Source organism: Klebsiella sp. Shm-1, assembly GCF_040804525.1.
Taxonomy (GTDB): Bacteria; Pseudomonadota; Gammaproteobacteria; order Enterobacterales; family Enterobacteriaceae; genus Klebsiella; species Klebsiella pneumoniae.
On the sequence record NZ_CP161823.1, the window covers coordinates 5,107,261 to 5,124,350 of the forward strand.

Sequence of the window (17,090 nt, forward strand, 5' to 3'; positions counted from 1 at the left end):
AAAAATCTGCGTAAAGAGTGAGGAATAGGTCACCTACATGAAAAAAGTTCATCTTCCGATCACCTGGCCACGCACAGGAAGCGGCTCGGTGGGCAATATAAGGTGGCTCGCGAGTCAGCCTGAGACTAGCCAGTCGCCAGAATGCCATCCAGCAGAGAAAGCCATTGCTGCACGGACTCTGCCTGGTGAGGCGGATAAATAACCCCTAGGCTTAACGGCATCGCGTCGCCCTCAGCCACCGGGCAGAACGCCACCCCCTGACGCTGAATCGCGGAAAAGGACGCCGGCAGCAGGATCATGCCTTCCCCGCGCGCAATACGCGCCAGCAGCACATCATGCTCGGCCGGCTCTTCCACATACGTCGGGGCATAGCCAGCCCGGTCGAAAATGCGGCGCGTGTAGTCAAAGAAACCAGGATTACGCTCGCGTTTAAACCAGAACAGCGGCCGATGATTGAGCGCGCTTAACGTCAGCCCTGGCCTGGCGGCTTCCGGCCAGGAGGCCGGTAATGCCGCAATGAGCGGCTCATGATACGGCAATGGGTGCAGGTGCAGCCCTTCAGTATTGAGCGGCAGCGCGACCAGCGCCGCATCGAGTTTGCCTTTGCGTACCTGCTGAGCCAGCGCCGGTGAGGCGTGGCGGGTGATATGCAACGCGCGGGTATGTTCGCTCAGCGCAGCCTCAACGGCGGCGAAAATGCCCTGTTCGAAGGCCGTCGTCACGCCCAGACGTAGAGCCTGCGGCGAGTGAACGGCGAGCTCACTCAATGCCGCCAGCGTGCGTTCCTGGAGCGCCAGCAGAGGTTGAATCATCTCCAGCACCTCTTTACCCGCGTCGGTCAGGATCAGGCCTTTGCTATGGCGCTGAAACAGCGTCACCCCCAGCTGCGCTTCCAGATGGCGGATATGGCGGGTCAGCGGCGGCTGCGAGATAAATAACCGCTGCGCCGCCCGGCTGATGTTATTTTCCTCCGCTACCACGGCAAAGGCGCGCAGCAGGCGAATATCCAGAGAATGTAATCTTGAAGTTGTCATACTGAAAAGGTATCACGAAAAGGGTATTACTCAAGTCCGGCACACTTCCCTACCCTTCCTCTTAACGCACCATCACAGAGAGGAAAAAACGATGTCCAGCGAACGTTATATCATCGGTCAGGAAATGCTTCAGCGGGTGGATGGTAAGGGCGGGGAAGCTGTCGTCGACAGCCTGCGGGATATCGCCCCCGATTTCGCCCGCTATCTGATTGAGTTCCCCTTCGGCGATATTTACGCCAGGCCAGGGCTCGATTTACGCAGCCGGGAAATCGCCACCATCGCCGCGCTCACGGCGTTGGGTAACGCCGAGCCACAGCTGAAAGTACACATTGCCGCAGGATTAAACGTCGGCCTGACGCAAGAGGAGATTACGGAAGCGATCATGCAGATGGCAGTCTATGCCGGATTCCCGGCGGCCCTCAACGGCCTGTTTGCCGCCAGGGCGGTATTTGCGGCCCACTGATCGCTTAAGGCCGGGCTGACTGCCCGGCCTTAAAAACTTATTTCTTCACATCGACAACGCGCTGCCCGTTAAGCTGCTCATCCGTTATCTTCTTTTGCCCGGCTTTGAAATAGTCTACGACCGCATTTGAAACGTAATAGCCGCCGGAGGTATTACGCGCCTGCCCCTCGGTAAACGCGACAAAACCATCGCCGCCATCTGCAAGGAAGCTGTTGGTGGCAATATGGTAAACCGTCGTATCGTCAATCGGTTTACCGTTTAGCCTGAATAACACAACGCGCTGGCCCACAGGTTTGCTGCTGTCATACTTCATTTCCAGTCCCCGGGAGACCTGCAGCACGCCGTTGCTCAACCCGGCGCCATGCTCCATCAGGCTACGCAACTGCTTCCCGGTTAGATCCATGGTGACCAGCTCGTTGGGAAACGGGAAGGTGCTGATAACGGCCCCCATGCTTACCGCTCCGGCGGGGATTTCATTACGGATCCCGCCCGAGTTGGTTAACGCCATCTGCGTACTCCTACCTGCTGCCAACAGCAAGGCGTCAGCGGCAAGATTGCCCAACGGCGAAGAGATACCATACGCACGGGTCAGTTCAACGGGCGATTGTGTAATGACCTGCTGCACCAGTTGATCAAGTTGCTTATTCCAGCCGTCGATGACCTGTTTTGTCTGCGGATCAGGCTTCCATTCATCGGCATAAAGCGTCTTCAGCTCAAAGTGCTTCACCGTGAATTGGTGCGGTTTCTCCTGATAATCCAGCACCAGTTTACCCACATCGATGCCGCCGCTATCGGTAGAAAGAATCAACGTATTACCCACTTTAATGGGCTCCGGTGTGCCAACGTGAGCATGGCCGGTAATTAAAACGTCCAGACCTTTCACCTGACCCGCAGTCTGAATATCTTTATCCAGCGCACGACGCACATCGGTTCCCCCCTGGCTCGACTGACGCGCCGGGACGCCTTCATGGATCAGGGCCACGGTCAGATCCACTTTACCGTTAAGTTCATCGATATAATGCTGTAGCCATTTCACCTCATCACGCGCTTCGATACCCACTCGCGTCGCGGCAGAAACGGTGTCATTAAAAGCAAACACGCCGTGCAGGCCAATCACGCCAATTTTCACGCCATCTTTTTCGATAATGGTATAGGGCTTATCCCAGAACGATTTATCGCTGTTCTGATAAAAAATATTGCCCTGAACAATCGGGAATGTCGCCTGGCTAAGCTGAAGCAGCGTATTATCCCAGCCGTGATCGAACTCATGATTACCGATAGTCACCGCATCGTAGGACATCGTATTCATAATATCGATTATCGCTTTACCCTTCGTCAGGCTACTGATGTAAGGCCCGGTAAAATAATCTCCGGCATCAAAAAACCAGGTCGCGTTATTTTTCGCTTTTTCCTGTTTCACCATCGTCGTGATATTCGCCCAACCGCCAATATCTCGTTTACCATCCGCTATCCATGGCACTTTATAAGGTTCGACATGGGCATGAAGATCGTTGGTATAAATGATGGTGACATCTTTGGCGCAGGCCCAGAAAGGCAAAGTCAACAGAAGTGCTGCGCTCATTGTTTTTAGTTTCATCGGAGTTCCTTTCAGAGTGATAAAGAACCGCTAAGTTACGTTCTGAAAGACTTTTTTATGTGAGAGCATTCACAGTTGTATGCAACCTGAGCAGGACAAAATTAACGACCTGTAAAAATCGTTGGTATTGACCTGCCAGTGGATACTCTCTTTACCATTAATGCCTGTAAAACTTTTGGCTGCCGTAATTTAGGTTTACCGTCTGCGGCTGAGTATCATTTCCCGAATTTTCGGCTGGGCTACCCGGCGCTCTACTGCGCAGCCTGCGGCAGCTATCCCCCCCTGTTTAGCGAACGGGAATTCCGCCCCTGGCTGGCGGCTTATCTGACGGATCATGCCCGCCGCTACGGCTATTTTTGCCCGGTATGCTATCAGCGGGATACTATTCGCTACGGCCGCAATCCGCAGGGTACGCAACGCCTTCAGTGCCGCCACTGTAAAAAGGTCTGGACGCCAAAATTCCCACACATCGCCCCAATTGAAGCCCCACGACGTATTTGCAGCGTACCGTTGATAGCGCCATTCCAGGGTAATGCCGCCGGGCAAAAGCTCTATTTTTTATTAAGCTTTGATGCCGTGCGCGGTAATGTTATTCATCTTACCTCTAATTTCACTCCTTTCGCGGTAGGCGAATCATTACGCTATCACTGGCGCGGCGGACAAGCCGACAGGGAGGAGACTGACGATATTATTCAACGTATTTCTCTCACTGAAATGCGCTTTTTACAACGCAGTCAGTTCGATGAAATCCAGTACGGCAGCGCAATGCAAAAGCGCCATGCCCGCGGCAATATATTGCGCCCGGTTATCGCCGCGCACGGTCATTTCAAACTGCTCAGCCAGCGGTTTCCAGAGGTGAAAACGCACGTTATTGCGCATGAATGCTTTTTACGCGGCGCGGCGATCGTTGCCTGGGCGCCGCTTTTTCGTCAGCGGCAAGGCGATCTATGGTATGTGGAAGAAGAGATAAGGAACCCAGCCAGCCCGGCTCCGTGGCAGCTACAGGGGAAAACCCATCATGGCTGGTGGCAAAACTCATGGCAGCGTTGGACGCAGGAAGAGAATCAGAAAATGGTCTGCCGGCTTGCCGGCACTGCAGAAGAGAACGCCTTTCTACCAGACCTTGCGGCCAGCCGACGGTTTACAATATGGCTGAAAAACAGACCCGCGTTTGCGCAGAGCGCCCTGTATTCCGCAGGGCGCGTAACGCAAATAGTGGCCTCACTGGTTCAAGAGTATAACGCGACGCTTACAGCAGCTGCGCCAGGCGGTTAATATCCGACTGGATCGCCCCGGCGGTCACATCGCGCCCGGCGCCGGGCCCGCGGATCACCAGCGGGTTATCGCGATACCAGCGGCTTTCGATGGCAAACACGTTATCGCACGGCAGCAGCGCCGCCAGCGGGTGCTCTTCGCGTACCGCTTCCACACCGACGCGTGCTTTGCCGTTGGCATCAAAGCGCGCCACGTAGCGGAGCACCAGCCCCATCTCGCGGGCCGCTTCCAGACGCTGCAGCATCTGCTCGTTCAGCTCTTCGCCATTCTCAAAGAAGTGATCGACCGACCCCTCTTCACAGTGCGCCGGCACCAGTGATTCCACACGCACCTGATCCGGTTCGATGTCATAGCCCGCTTCCCGCGCGAGGATCACCAGCTTACGCATCACATCCTTACCGGACAGATCGACGCGCGGATCCGGCTCGGTCAGCCCCTGCTGCCACGCCTGATCCACCAGGTCGGTGAACGGCACGGTGCCATCAAACTGCAGGAACAGCCAGGAGAGCGTTCCCGAGAAGATACCGCTCAGGCCGAGAATAGTATCGCCGCTGTCAATCAGGTCGCGCACCGTATGGTTCACCGGCAAGCCGGCGCCCACGGTGGCGTTATATAGCCAGTGGCGCCCCGTTTTCTCAAACGCGTCGTGGATCTGACGATATTTATCACTGCTGCTGGCGCCCGCCAGCTTGTTGGCGCTAATGACGTGGAAGCCATGGCTGGCGAAATCAAGATACTGGTCGGCCAGCTGTTCGCTGGCGGTGACGTCCAGCACCACTAAATCATCATACGGGTGCGCGCGCATCCACAGGAACAGCGACTCTTCATCCTGCTCCACCGCTTCATCGTTGAAGAAAGCCAGCGCCCGGCTGGCATCCAGCCCGTCGTAATTCAGCAGGCTGCGTTTACTGTCGACTACGCCGGCGAGAATAAACTCGAAACCGGTACGCGCCGAGAGCGTAGTTTGTTCACGGGCGAAAAGCTCCAGCCAGCGGGAACCAATGTTCCCTTTGCCGAACAGCATCAGGCCAATACGCTTTTCGGCGCGAAACAAGGACTGATGCAGCCCCTGGATCAGGCTTTCCGTCGGCCCGGCGCGTAGCACCGCCACCAGGCTGATCCCCTCTTCAGACTGCCAGGTGAACTCCACCGGCTGCCCTTTGAGCTGCTGCCAGAAACGGTGGCAGTGCAGCGGGTTACGGGTGACTCCCGCGCCCACCATCGCCACCAGCGCCAGCTTCTGACGCAGACGCAGCTCGCCCGGCAGACCGGCTTCATCGAGCAATTTCAGCGCGCTGTCGGCCACCTCGGAGGTATAGCAGAACTGCAGCAGCTTACGGTCGGCATGGACGCCAACGGCTAACGGGCGCAGCTGGGCGCGTTTGAGCAGAGCGTCCAGCTCTTTATGCGCCAGTTTGAAATCGTGACCGGCCGGCACCTGGAACTCCACCAGGCAGACGTCGTCATGGCTGGTGACAATCCGTGCGCCGGTACCGGAGGCCAGCACGCGCTCAATGCGTGTGGAACCCTGTTCCGGCGTGTAGCTGCAGCGTAACTGCAGATCGATATCACTGGCGGAAACCGGCTGTAGCGTGCGGGCATGGAGCACCGGCGCGGCCAGGCGCGCCAGCTCGCTGGCTTCGTCCAGACGCAGCAGCGGCAGCAGGCAGGCGTCTTTCACCTTGCGCGGATCCGCGCTGTACACCCCGGCAACGTCGCTCCAGATAGTGACCCGGGAGGCGCCCGCCAGCGCGCCGATCTGGGTGGCAGAGTAGTCAGACCCGTTACGGCCCAGCAGGACGGTTTCGCCGGCCTGGTTGCGGGAGATAAAGCCGGTCACCACCAGACGTTTGTTAGGATGCTGCGCCATCAGCTGCTGCAGCAGCGGATAGGATAATCCTTCATCCACCTGCGGCTGCGCGGCGCGTTCCGCGCGCAGGAACGCGCGCGCGTCCAGCCAGGCGGCTTCCATACCCAGCTGATTGAGGACCGCCGCCATCAGGCGCGCGGACCACACTTCCCCATGGCCGACCACTTCCGCATAGACCGCTTCGGAAACCCCGCCGTCCAGCAGACCAGCCAGACGCTCAAGGTCGTGGATAAAGGCGGCTATCAACGTATCCGCCGCCGCAGGCTCCAGCAGACCGCCAATCAGCTCGGTGTGATAGCGGCGAAGCGACTGCTGAACCTGATGCGCAGCAAGGCGATCGCTCTGGCTAAGCTTAAGCCAGCTGATCAGCTGGTTGGTGGTGCTGCCAGCGGCGGAGACGACCATCATATCCCCCGCCTGCGAATACTCCTTCATGATCCCCGCGACGCGCAGGTAACATTTCGCATCCGCTAAACTACTCCCACCAAATTTGTGCAGCTGACGACCCTTCGCCCCTGCCTGCGCAATCACACTCATCTTTATTCCTCGTTTGCTGCCCGGAAGCCATTTTCCAGGTCGGCAATTAAATCTTCACCATCTTCAATACCGGTCGATATACGCAGGAGCGTTTCTGAAATTCCGGCGGCGGCACGCGCTTCAGGCGCCATGCCGGCATGCGTCATCGTTGCCGCATGGGAAATCAGGCTTTCAACGCCCCCCAGCGATTCCGCCAGTGTAAACAGCGACAGCCCGCTCAGAAAACGGCGCAGCGTCTGCTCGTCACCGTCAAGCTCGAAGCTTAACATTGCGCCAAAACCTTTTTGCTGACGCGCCGCAATTTCATGCCCCTGGTTTTCCGGCAGCGATGGATGATACAGCTTTTTCACCAGCGGCTGGGTTTTCAGATACTCAACGATCGCCAGGGCATTTCGCTGCGCCACTTCCATCCGTGGAGACAGCGTCCGCAGCCCGCGCAACAGCAGATAGCTGTCGAAGGCGCTGCCGGTGACGCCAATATTATTCGCCCACCATGCCAGTTCGGTGACAGTTGCCGGATCTTTGGCAATCACCACCCCGGCCACCACATCGGAGTGACCATTGAGGTATTTGGTACAGGAATGCAGCACCAGATCGGCGCCCAGCGCCAGCGGGTTTTGCAACGCCGGGCTCAGGAAGGTGTTGTCCACCACGCTAATTGCCCCGGCCTCACGCGCCAGACCACAGATTTTCGCAATATCCACCACCCGCAGCAATGGATTACTTGGGCTTTCCACCAACACCAGCTTCGGTTTTTCCGCCAGCGCCGCCCGCAGCGCCTGCTCATCGCTTTGATCGACAAACTGGACGCGATAGCAGCCGCGCTTCGCCAGGCTGTCGAACAGACGGTAGCTGCCGCCGTAGCAGTCGTGCGGCGCCACCAGCAGATCGCCAGGTTTAAGGAACACCGTCGTCACCAGCAGGATCGCCGACATTCCGGTATTGGTCAGCACCGCGCCGGCGCCGCCCTCCAGCTCCGCTAAGGCGCGCTGCACCACATCGCGCGTCGGATTGCCACGACGGGAGTAGTCGTGGGCGCGCGGTTCATTAAAGCCGGTGAAGTTATAGGTACTGGAGAGGTGAATCGGCGGGACAACGCAACCGTACTGCTCGTCGTCATTTAAACCGCTACGCACTGCGATGGTGGCCTGTTTACGCGTCATGTTGGGAAGTTCCTGGGCTGAATCGGTGAAAAGTCAGGCTCCAGAGTAATCATTGTCACAATAGACGTCAATACATCTGGACATCTAAACTTCTTTGCGTATAGATTGAGCAAAGTGCAAATAGCCGTTAAAATTATATGCATTAGCGCACGTCGTCGGCGGCTTATCTCATGTCAGAAAGCCCGCGCATACGGTAAACTACGCGCAATTATAGCCCGGGCGGAATATTCTGGCCCTTCACTAATAAACAGAGGATTAAGGTATCTCATGGCTGAATGGAGCGGCGAATATATCAGCCCATACGCTGAGCACGGTAAGAAGAGTGAACAAGTAAAGAAAATTACGGTTTCCATTCCTCTGAAGGTGTTAAAAATCCTCACCGATGAACGCACGCGTCGTCAGGTGAATAACCTGCGTCACGCGACCAACAGCGAGCTGCTGTGCGAAGCGTTTCTGCATGCCTTTACCGGACAACCGTTGCCTAACGATGAAGACCTGCGTAAAGAGCGCAGCGATGAGATCCCGGAAGCGGCGAAAGCGATTATGCGTGAACTGGGAATCGACCCGGATACGTGGGAATACTGAGACGATAAAAAGGGCGGAATAATCTTCCGCCCTTTTTTCTTTCCCGCCCAGGCAGGCGGGAGAGACAAAAAAGCCGCCCTGAGGCGGCTTCTTCTGGCAACTTACTTGCTGCCCGGGATGCTGAAGCGCTTGTTGAAGCGGTCAACACGGCCACCGGTAGCAACATCACGCTGTTTGCCGGTGAAGAACGGGTGGCATTTGCCGCACACGTCGAGGTTCAGGTCGTGACCAACGGTGGAGCGGATTTTCATGACATTACCGCAAGAACAGGTAGCAGTAATTTCGTCGTAATTTGGGTGAATACCTTTTTTCATGGGAGAACCTCAGTTAAGGCCGCGTCGCTCTTCCAGCCCTAACGCCAGACACCACGCGATATTAGTAATTTCCCGTCGCCTTCTACGCTGCTGACAGCGTGAAGCACGCGGTAATGGTCAATCTTCAATGCGATATAAAGCGCATCAAAGGCGGCGAATCATACAGAATTTGACCAGCATATGCAAACTGATCCGCGCCGCCTTATCGTAATGTGTATACTATCCCGCCAGATTTCAAGTCAGGAAGATGACATGTCCGTCGCCCACGTTGCCCTACCCGTTCCGCTACCGCGCACTTTTGACTACCTGCTGCCTGAAGGCATGGCGGTCAAAGCGGGCTGTCGGGTGCGGGTGCCGTTCGGCAAACAGGAGCGGATCGGCATTGTCGCGGCGGTGAGCGAGCGCAGCGAACTGCCGCTGGATGAGCTAAAACCGGTCGCCGAAGCGCTGGACGACGAGCCGGCCTTCTCCACGACTGTCTGGCGACTGCTGATGTGGGCGGCTGAGTATTACCATCACCCGATCGGCGATGTGCTGTTCCATGCATTACCCGTTATGCTGCGCCAGGGCAAACCCGCCAGCGCCACGCCGCTGTGGTACTGGTTCGCCACCGAGCAGGGGCAGGTTGTCGACCTTAACGGTCTGAAACGCTCCCGGAAGCAGCAGCAGGCGCTGGCGGCGCTGCGCCAGGGCAAAATCTGGCGTCATCAGGTTGGCGAACTGGAATTCAATGAAGCGGCGCTGCAGGCGCTGCGCGGCAAAGGGCTGGCGGAGCTGGCCTGCGAAGCGCCCGCCCTCACCGACTGGCGCAGCGCGTATTCGGTTGCCGGCGAACGCCTGCGCCTGAATACCGAGCAGGCCACCGCCGTCGGGGCGATCCACAGCGCCGCCGATCGTTTCTCCGCCTGGCTGCTGGCGGGTATTACCGGCTCCGGGAAAACGGAAGTCTATTTGAGCGTGCTGGAGAATGTGCTGGCGCAGGGGCGCCAGGCGCTGGTGATGGTGCCGGAGATCGGCCTGACGCCGCAAACCATCGCCCGATTTCGCCAGCGCTTTAACGCGCCGGTGGAAGTGCTGCACTCCGGGCTCAATGACAGCGAACGTCTCTCGGCCTGGCTGAAGGCGAAAAATGGCGAAGCGGCCATTGTGATCGGCACCCGCTCCTCGCTGTTTACCCCATTTAAAGATCTCGGCGTCATCGTCATCGACGAAGAGCATGACAGCTCCTACAAGCAGCAGGAAGGCTGGCGCTACCATGCCCGCGACCTGGCGGTATGGCGCGCCCACAGCGAGCAGATCCCGATAATTCTCGGCTCGGCGACGCCGGCGCTGGAGACTCTGCATAACGTCCGCCAGGGTAAATATCGCCAGTTAACCTTAAGCAAACGCGCGGGCAATGCGCGCCCGGCCCAGCAGCACGTGCTCGATCTCAAAGGGCAACCGCTGCAGGCGGGCCTGTCTCCCGCGCTGATTAGCCGTATGCGCCAGCACCTGCAAGCGGATAACCAGGTGATCCTGTTTCTTAACCGCCGCGGCTTTGCGCCAGCGCTGCTGTGCCACGATTGCGGCTGGATAGCGGAATGCCCGCGCTGCGACAGTTACTATACGTTGCACCAGGCGCAGCACCATCTGCGCTGCCACCATTGCGACAGCCAGCGCCCAATCCCGCGCCAGTGTCCTTCCTGCGGCTCCACGCATCTGGTGCCGGTAGGGATCGGCACCGAGCAGCTGGAGCAGGCCCTGGCGCCGCTGTTCCCTGAGGTGCCTATCTCGCGTATCGACCGCGATACCACCAGCCGCAAAGGAGCGCTGGAGGAGCATCTCGCCGCCGTCCATCGCGGCGGGGCGCGTATTCTGATTGGCACCCAAATGCTGGCCAAAGGGCACCACTTCCCGGACGTCACCCTCGTCTCCCTGCTGGATGTCGACGGGGCGCTGTTTTCCGCTGATTTCCGCTCCGCAGAGCGTTTCGCTCAGCTTTATACCCAGGTCTCCGGACGAGCGGGCCGGGCAGGAAAACAGGGCGAGGTCATTCTTCAAACCCACCATCCGGAACACCCTCTACTGCAGACCCTGCTGTATAAAGGCTACGACGCCTTTGCCGAACAGGCGCTGGCAGAGCGGCAGACGATGCAGCTGCCGCCGTGGACCAGCCATGTGCTGATTCGTGCGGAAGACCATAACAACCAGCAGGCGCCGCTGTTTTTACAACAGCTGCGCAATCTGCTGCAGGCCAGCCCGCTGGCCGACGAAAAGCTATGGGTGCTCGGTCCGGTTCCGGCGCTGGCGCCAAAGCGCGGCGGCCGCTGGCGCTGGCAAATATTGCTGCAGCATCCTTCGCGGGTGCGTCTGCAACATATCGTTAGCGGTACGCTGGCGCTGATCAATACGCTTCCGGAGGCGAGAAAAGTGAAGTGGGTGCTGGATGTCGATCCGATTGAAGGATAAGCCTTCTCTTGCGAGCCGGATCGAAAAATTTAACAAGCATCACGTTTTTCATGAAAATTCTGTAACTCACTGCCGCGACTATCTGATAAAAATGATGCAGCAGTTAGCGCCCAAGGGAAATGCCAGCGCCATTCAGCGAGGAGAAACCAGGTGAAGCCCAAAAAACAAGTGGTTGCCGCCACCATGAAAGACGTCGCCCTCAAGGCAAACGTTTCCACGGCAACCGTGTCCCGAGCGTTGATGAACCCTGATAAGGTGTCGCAAGCCACCCGTAACCGGGTCGAGCAGGCGGCGCTGGAAGTCGGCTATTTACCGCAGTCGCTCGGACGCAATATGAAGCGCAACGAATCGCGAACGATCCTCGTGATCGTCCCGGATATCTGCGATCCCTTCTTTAGTGAAGTGATCCGCGGTATTGAAGTCACTGCCGCCGAGCACGGCTATCTGGTGTTAATCGGCGATTGCGCCCACCAGAATCAGAAAGAAAAAACCTTTATCGACCTTATCATCACCAAGCAGATCGACGGCATGGTGCTGCTCAGCTCGCGCCTGCCGTTTGACGCCAGCGTGGAAGAGCAGCGCAATTTGCCGCCAATGGTCATGTCGAATGAGTTTGCGCCGGAGCTGGAGCTGCCCACCGTCCATATCGATAACCTGACGGCGGCCTTTAACGCGGTAAATTATCTCCACGAGCTGGGACATCAGCGTATCGGCTGTATCGCCGGCCCGGAAGATATGCCGTTGTGCCATTATCGCCTGCAGGGTTATGTGCAGGCGCTGCGCCGCAGCGGTATCACCGTCGATCCGCACTATATTGCTCGCGGCAACTTTACCTTCGAAGCCGGCGCCAATGCGCTGGAGCAGCTGCTGGCGCAGCCGGTGCCGCCCACGGCGGTCTTTTGCCATAGCGATGTGATGGCGCTGGGCGCCTTATCGCTGGCAAAACGTCGCGGTCTGAAAGTGCCGGACGACCTGTCAATTGTCGGCTTCGATAACATCGCGTTGTCTGAATTTTGCGATCCGCCGTTGACCACGGTTTCACAGCCACGGTTTGATATCGGCCGTGAAGGAATGCTGCTATTACTGGAGCAAATGCAGGGGCATAACGTGAACAGCGGCTCGCGTCTGCTCGATTGCGAACTGATTGTTCGCGGCAGTACGCAAAAAATCAGACGATAACCATCAGGCTTTCGGGCCTGCTCTTCTGGTCAAAGGCCCGCCGCTTAAGTAACATGGCGGGCTGACGAACGAATATAAGACAGCGAAACGATAGTGGCACAACGAGATTATGTACGCCGCAGCCAACCGGCTTCTTCGCGGCGCAAAAAGAGCACGACCCGAAGCTCAAGGAATAAGCAAAGCAGCCTTCCGGCGATTTCACCGGCGATGGTGGCGATCGCGGCGGCTGTGCTGGTGGCCTTTATCGGTGGCCTCTATTTCATTACGCATCATAAGAAAGAAGAAGCGGAAGCGATGCAAAATCGCCAGGCCGCCGGCAACGGCTTGCCGCCCAAACCGGAAGAGCGCTGGCGCTATATTAAAGAGCTGGAAAGCCGCCAGCCTGGCGTCCGCGCGCCGACCGAACCGACCGCCGGTGGCGAAGTCATGAAACCGGAACAGCTGACCGACGAGCAGCGCCAGCTGCTCGCCCAGATGCAGGCCGATATGCGCCAGCAGCCGACCCAGCTGACCGAAGTGCCATGGAACGAACAAACGCCGGCGCAGCGCCAGCAGACGCTTCAGCGTCAGCGTTTAGCGCAGCAACAGCAGCAGGCGCAGCAGCAACAGTGGGCGCAGACTCAGGCGCAGACCGTCCAACAGCAGCCGAAGCCGGTTCAGCAGCAACAGCCGAAGCAGACCGCGTCAAACCAGCAGCCGTACCAGGATCTGCTGCAGACGCCAGCGCATACCAATACCACGCAGCCGCGTACCCAGGCCGCGGCGCCGGTAGCTCGGGTGGAAGAAGCGCCGAAAACCACTGCCGAGAAGAAAGACGATCGTAGCTGGATGATCCAGTGCGGCTCTTTTAAAGGCGCCGAGCAGGCCGAAACCGTCCGCGCTCAGCTGGCTTTCGAAGGGTTTGCTTCGCACATTACCACTAACAACGGCTGGAACCGCGTGGTTATTGGCCCGTTGAAAGGCAAAGAAAGCGCCAACGAGATGATCACCCGCCTGAAGATGGCTGGACACGCGAACTGCATTCGTCTCGCCGCCAGGGGTTGAAACCCTCAAAATCCCCCCCATCTATAATTGCATTCGGCCCCGCGGACAGCGCGGGGCCCCTGTTCCGCTTTTGCAACCAAGGGGTCTGCTCGTGACTACAATTGTAAGTGTTCGCCGTAACGGCCATGTTGTTATTGCCGGTGATGGCCAGGCCACGCTGGGCAACACCGTGATGAAGGGCAATGTGAAGAAAGTGCGTCGTCTGTACAACGACAAAGTGATTGCCGGTTTCGCTGGCGGCACCGCCGACGCCTTCACGCTGTTCGAACTGTTTGAACGTAAACTGGAAATGCACCAGGGCCATCTGGTGAAGGCCGCCGTTGAGCTGGCCAAAGACTGGCGAACTGACCGGATGTTGCGCAAACTGGAAGCGCTGCTGGCCGTCGCGGACGAAAACGCGTCGCTTATCATCACCGGTAACGGTGACGTGGTACAGCCGGAAAACGATTTGATTGCTATCGGCTCCGGCGGTCCTTACGCCCAGGCCGCGGCCCGCGCGCTGTTGGAAAATACCGATATGGGCGCGCGCGACATCGCCGAGAAAGCGTTGGATATTGCAGGTGATATCTGCATCTATACCAACCATTTCCACACCATCGAAGAATTACCTTCTAAAGCGTAAGGATCTCCCATGTCTGAAATGACCCCACGCGAAATTGTCAGCGAACTGGACAAACACATTATCGGTCAGGACGCCGCCAAGCGTTCTGTTGCTATCGCCCTGCGTAACCGCTGGCGTCGGATGCAGCTTAACGAAGAGCTGCGTCATGAAGTCACGCCGAAAAACATTCTGATGATCGGCCCAACCGGCGTCGGTAAAACCGAAATCGCCCGTCGTCTGGCAAAACTGGCCAACGCGCCGTTTATCAAAGTTGAAGCGACGAAGTTCACCGAAGTGGGCTATGTCGGTAAAGAAGTGGACTCCATCATCCGCGATTTGACCGATGCGGCGATCAAAATGGTTCGCATGCAGTCCATCGATAAGAACCGTTACCGCGCGGAAGAGCTGGCGGAAGAGCGCGTGCTTGACGTGCTGATCCCACCGGCGAAGAACAACTGGGGCCAGACTGAGCCGTCGCAGGAACCGTCTGCAGCGCGCCAGGCGTTCCGTAAAAAACTGCGTGAAGGCCAGCTGGACGATAAAGAGATTGAAATCGATCTCGCTGCGGCGCCGATGGGCGTTGAAATCATGTCCCCTCCGGGCATGGAAGAGATGACCAGCCAGCTGCAGTCTATGTTCCAGAACCTCGGCGGTCAGAAGCAGAAACCGCGTAAGCTGAAAATCAAAGACGCGATGAAGCTTCTGATTGAAGAAGAAGCGGCCAAACTGGTCAATCCGGAAGAGCTGAAGCAGGAAGCCATCGACGCTGTAGAGCAGCACGGTATCGTCTTTATCGACGAAATCGACAAAATCTGTAAGCGCGGCGGCAACACCTCCGGCCCGGACGTCTCCCGCGAAGGCGTACAGCGCGACCTGCTGCCGCTGGTGGAAGGCTGCACCGTCTCCACCAAACATGGGATGGTCAAGACCGACCACATCCTGTTTATCGCCTCCGGCGCATTCCAGGTGGCCAGCCCATCCGATCTGATCCCGGAACTGCAGGGGCGTCTGCCGATCCGCGTTGAGCTGAAGGCGCTGACCACCCACGACTTCGAGCGCATCCTGACCGAGCCGAATGCCTCCATCACCGTGCAGTACAAGGCGCTGATGGCGACCGAAGGGGTGAACATCGAATTCACCGAAGACGGCATCAAGCGCATCGCCCAGGCCGCATGGCAGGTAAACGAAACCACCGAGAACATCGGTGCGCGTCGCCTGCACACCGTGCTGGAGCGCCTGGTGGAAGATATCTCCTATGATGCCAGCGAGATGAACGGCCAGACCGTCACTATTGATGCCGAATATGTGAGTAAACACCTGGATGTTCTGGTGGCAGATGAAGATCTGAGCCGTTTTATCCTATAATCCGGTGCAATGCATTTTCATCACTGTTGATGGGGGCTATCGCCCCCATTTTTATTGGCTAGAATAACTATGACTGATATCAGCCGTTCACAGGCGTGGCTGGAAAGCCTGCGTCCTAAAACGTTACCGCTGGCATTTGCCGCGATTATTGTTGGCACCGTCCTTGCCTGGGAGCAGGGCCATTTTGATCCCTGGGTTGCCCTGCTGGCGCTGATCACCGCCGGCTTGCTGCAAATTCTTTCCAACCTCGCCAATGACTACGGCGACGCGGTTAAGGGGAGCGATAAACCGGATCGCATCGGGCCGCTGCGCGGGATGCAGAAAGGGGTGATTACCCCCCAGCAGATGAAGCGCGCTCTGATCGTCACCGTCGTACTCATCTGCCTGTTTGGTCTGGCGCTGCTGTGCGCCGCCTGGCAGAGCGTCGGCGATTTCATCGGCTTCCTCGCCCTGGGAGGCCTGTCTATCGTGGCCGCCATCACCTACACGGTGGGCACCCGTCCGTATGGATATATTGGTCTGGGTGATATCTCAGTACTCGTTTTCTTCGGCTGGCTGAGCGTCCTCGGCAGCTGGTATCTGCAAGCCCATAATGTGGAAGCGGCCATTTTTCTGCCGGCGACAGCCTGCGGTCTGCTGGCGACCGCCGTGCTGAACATCAATAATCTGCGCGATATCGACAGCGACCGGCAGAACGGGAAGAACACCCTCGCCGTGCGCCTGGGCCCGGTCAATGCCCGCCGCTATCATGCCTGCCTGCTGCTCGGCGCCCTGCTGTGTCTGGCGCTGTTTAACCTGCTGGCGCTGCATTCAGCCTGGGGCTGGCTGTTTATTCTCGCCACGCCGCTGCTGGTGAAACAGGCGCGCTACGTCCTGCGCGAATCCGATCCGCTGGCGATGCGGCCAATGCTCGAAAAGACGGTCAAAGGGGCTTTACTAACCAACCTGCTGTTTGTTATCGGAATTATTGCCAGTAAGCTGATGGCTTAACTGACAAATATCAATTAACAATTGATGATTTTGCCAACAATGCGATTCGCGGGATATACTAAAAACTCTCGCAGCAACTGAACGTTAAGCCTATGAAATACGATACTTCCGAGCTTTGTGACATCTACCAGGAAGATGTCAACGTCGTGGAACCGCTGTTCTCTAACTTTGGAGGACGGTCGTCGTTTGGTGGACAGATCATTACGGTTAAATGTTTCGAGGATAACGGGTTGCTCTACGATCTGCTCGAGCAGAATGGCCGTGGTCATATTCTCCTGATCGACGGCGGCGGCTCAGTACGACGCGCGTTAATTGACGCTGACCTGGCGCGTCTGGCCGTCCAGAATGAATGGGAAGGGTTGGTGGTCTATGGCGCGGTGCGCCAGGTTGACGACCTTGAGGAGCTGGACATTGGTATTCAGGCGCTGGCGGCTATTCCGGTCGGCGCGGCTGGCGAAGGCATCGGCGAAAGCGACGTGCGCGTCAATTTCGGCGGGGTGACTTTCTTCTCCGGCGACCATCTGTATGCCGATAACACCGGGATGATCCTGTCGGAAGACCCGCTGGATATCGAATAAACCTTCCGCCATAAAAAAGGCCTTCTCCATGAGAAGGCCTTTTGTTT

At 57.6% G+C, this 17,090-nt stretch carries 15 protein-coding genes; 10 read left to right on the forward strand and 5 right to left on the reverse strand.

Annotated elements, in window-relative coordinates; all coding sequences use genetic code 11:
* Positions 1–125: 125 nt before the first annotated feature.
* Entirely contained in the window at positions 126–1,034 is a 909-nt protein-coding gene (locus AB1E37_RS24890) for a LysR family transcriptional regulator (protein ID WP_004895139.1), read from the reverse strand.
* A gap of 91 nt (positions 1,035–1,125) precedes the next feature.
* Between AB1E37_RS24890 and AB1E37_RS24895 the strand changes: the two genes are divergently transcribed.
* Entirely contained in the window at positions 1,126–1,497 is a 372-nt protein-coding gene (locus AB1E37_RS24895; RefSeq protein ID WP_002882947.1) for a carboxymuconolactone decarboxylase family protein, read from the forward strand.
* 37 nt (positions 1,498–1,534) lie between these two features.
* On the opposite strand, the gene AB1E37_RS24900 is transcribed toward AB1E37_RS24895, so the two are convergent.
* Positions 1,535–3,094, reverse strand: a complete 1,560-nt coding sequence (locus AB1E37_RS24900; RefSeq protein ID WP_032448331.1) for a bifunctional UDP-sugar hydrolase/5'-nucleotidase — start codon at positions 3,092–3,094, stop codon at positions 1,535–1,537.
* Between the two features lie 138 nt (positions 3,095–3,232).
* On the opposite strand from AB1E37_RS24900, the gene AB1E37_RS24905 reads away from it, so the two are divergent.
* A complete protein-coding gene (locus tag AB1E37_RS24905; protein WP_004187291.1) occupies positions 3,233–4,369 on the forward strand; it encodes a hypothetical protein in 1,137 nt (378 codons plus the stop codon).
* On the opposite strand, the gene AB1E37_RS24910 is transcribed toward AB1E37_RS24905, so the two are convergent.
* Together AB1E37_RS24910 and metB are read right to left on the reverse strand one after the other, a co-directional pair.
* On the reverse strand, positions 4,344–6,776 hold the full coding sequence (locus tag AB1E37_RS24910) for a bifunctional aspartate kinase/homoserine dehydrogenase II (RefSeq protein WP_002882944.1): 2,433 nt from the start codon (positions 6,774–6,776) through the stop codon (positions 4,344–4,346). The two genes, AB1E37_RS24905 and AB1E37_RS24910, sit on opposite strands and share 26 nt — an antisense overlap.
* A gap of 2 nt (positions 6,777–6,778) precedes the next feature.
* Positions 6,779–7,939, reverse strand: coding sequence for a cystathionine gamma-synthase (gene metB, locus AB1E37_RS24915; protein WP_004150388.1), 1,161 nt, complete (start codon positions 7,937–7,939; stop codon positions 6,779–6,781).
* 267 nt (positions 7,940–8,206) lie between these two features.
* Here metB and metJ point away from each other — a divergent pair, with 267 nt between their 5' ends.
* Complete coding sequence (gene metJ, locus AB1E37_RS24920; RefSeq protein WP_002882924.1) at positions 8,207–8,524, forward strand: met regulon transcriptional regulator MetJ; 318 nt, start codon at positions 8,207–8,209, stop codon at positions 8,522–8,524.
* Positions 8,525–8,625: 101 nt separating this feature from the next.
* Here the strand turns inward: metJ and rpmE are convergent, their stop codons facing one another.
* Positions 8,626–8,838, reverse strand: a complete 213-nt coding sequence (gene rpmE / locus AB1E37_RS24925) for a 50S ribosomal protein L31 (protein ID WP_002882922.1) — start codon at positions 8,836–8,838, stop codon at positions 8,626–8,628.
* Positions 8,839–9,090: 252 nt separating this feature from the next.
* Here rpmE and priA point away from each other — a divergent pair, with 252 nt between their 5' ends.
* From priA to rraA, 7 genes are all read left to right on the forward strand, one after another.
* Positions 9,091–11,286: a primosomal protein N' gene (gene priA, locus AB1E37_RS24930; RefSeq protein WP_004901742.1), complete on the forward strand. Its 2,196-nt coding sequence runs from the start codon at positions 9,091–9,093 to the stop codon at positions 11,284–11,286.
* A 150-nt stretch (positions 11,287–11,436) separates the two neighbouring features.
* A complete protein-coding gene (gene cytR, locus AB1E37_RS24935; protein ID WP_002882921.1) occupies positions 11,437–12,465 on the forward strand; it encodes a DNA-binding transcriptional regulator CytR in 1,029 nt (342 codons plus the stop codon).
* A 93-nt stretch (positions 12,466–12,558) separates the two neighbouring features.
* A complete protein-coding gene (gene ftsN / locus AB1E37_RS24940) occupies positions 12,559–13,509 on the forward strand; it encodes a cell division protein FtsN (protein WP_004901737.1) in 951 nt (316 codons plus the stop codon).
* A gap of 91 nt (positions 13,510–13,600) precedes the next feature.
* A complete protein-coding gene (hslV, locus tag AB1E37_RS24945) occupies positions 13,601–14,131 on the forward strand; it encodes an ATP-dependent protease subunit HslV (RefSeq protein ID WP_002882918.1) in 531 nt (176 codons plus the stop codon).
* Positions 14,132–14,140: 9 nt separating this feature from the next.
* Positions 14,141–15,475, forward strand: a complete 1,335-nt coding sequence (gene hslU / locus AB1E37_RS24950) for an HslU--HslV peptidase ATPase subunit (RefSeq protein WP_002882917.1) — start codon at positions 14,141–14,143, stop codon at positions 15,473–15,475.
* Positions 15,476–15,544: 69 nt separating this feature from the next.
* Entirely contained in the window at positions 15,545–16,465 is a 921-nt protein-coding gene (menA, locus tag AB1E37_RS24955) for a 1,4-dihydroxy-2-naphthoate polyprenyltransferase (RefSeq protein ID WP_002882914.1), read from the forward strand.
* Positions 16,466–16,557: 92 nt separating this feature from the next.
* The gene (rraA, locus tag AB1E37_RS24960) at positions 16,558–17,043 is read left to right on the forward strand and encodes a ribonuclease E activity regulator RraA (RefSeq protein ID WP_002882913.1); all 486 of its coding nucleotides are present in this window, start codon (positions 16,558–16,560) and stop codon (positions 17,041–17,043) included.
* Positions 17,044–17,090: the final 47 nt, after the last annotated feature.

What these genes read in the sequence shown, in the direction of transcription:
- AB1E37_RS24895 (WP_002882947.1), top strand. Translation starts at nt 1,126, where the DNA reads ATGTCCAGCGAACGTTATATCATCGGTCAGGAAATGCTTCAGCGGGTG.
- menA (WP_002882914.1), top strand. Translation starts at nt 15,545, where the DNA reads ATGACTGATATCAGCCGTTCACAGGCGTGGCTGGAAAGCCTGCGTCCT.
- AB1E37_RS24890 (WP_004895139.1), bottom strand. Translation starts at nt 1,034, where the DNA reads ATGACAACTTCAAGATTACATTCTCTGGATATTCGCCTGCTGCGCGCC.
- rraA (WP_002882913.1), top strand. Translation starts at nt 16,558, where the DNA reads ATGAAATACGATACTTCCGAGCTTTGTGACATCTACCAGGAAGATGTC.
- priA (WP_004901742.1), top strand. Translation starts at nt 9,091, where the DNA reads ATGTCCGTCGCCCACGTTGCCCTACCCGTTCCGCTACCGCGCACTTTT.
- metB (WP_004150388.1), bottom strand. Translation starts at nt 7,939, where the DNA reads ATGACGCGTAAACAGGCCACCATCGCAGTGCGTAGCGGTTTAAATGAC.
- metJ (WP_002882924.1), top strand. Translation starts at nt 8,207, where the DNA reads ATGGCTGAATGGAGCGGCGAATATATCAGCCCATACGCTGAGCACGGT.
- rpmE (WP_002882922.1), bottom strand. Translation starts at nt 8,838, where the DNA reads ATGAAAAAAGGTATTCACCCAAATTACGACGAAATTACTGCTACCTGT.
- hslU (WP_002882917.1), top strand. Translation starts at nt 14,141, where the DNA reads ATGTCTGAAATGACCCCACGCGAAATTGTCAGCGAACTGGACAAACAC.
- AB1E37_RS24900 (WP_032448331.1), bottom strand. Translation starts at nt 3,094, where the DNA reads ATGAAACTAAAAACAATGAGCGCAGCACTTCTGTTGACTTTGCCTTTC.
- AB1E37_RS24910 (WP_002882944.1), bottom strand. Translation starts at nt 6,776, where the DNA reads ATGAGTGTGATTGCGCAGGCAGGGGCGAAGGGTCGTCAGCTGCACAAA.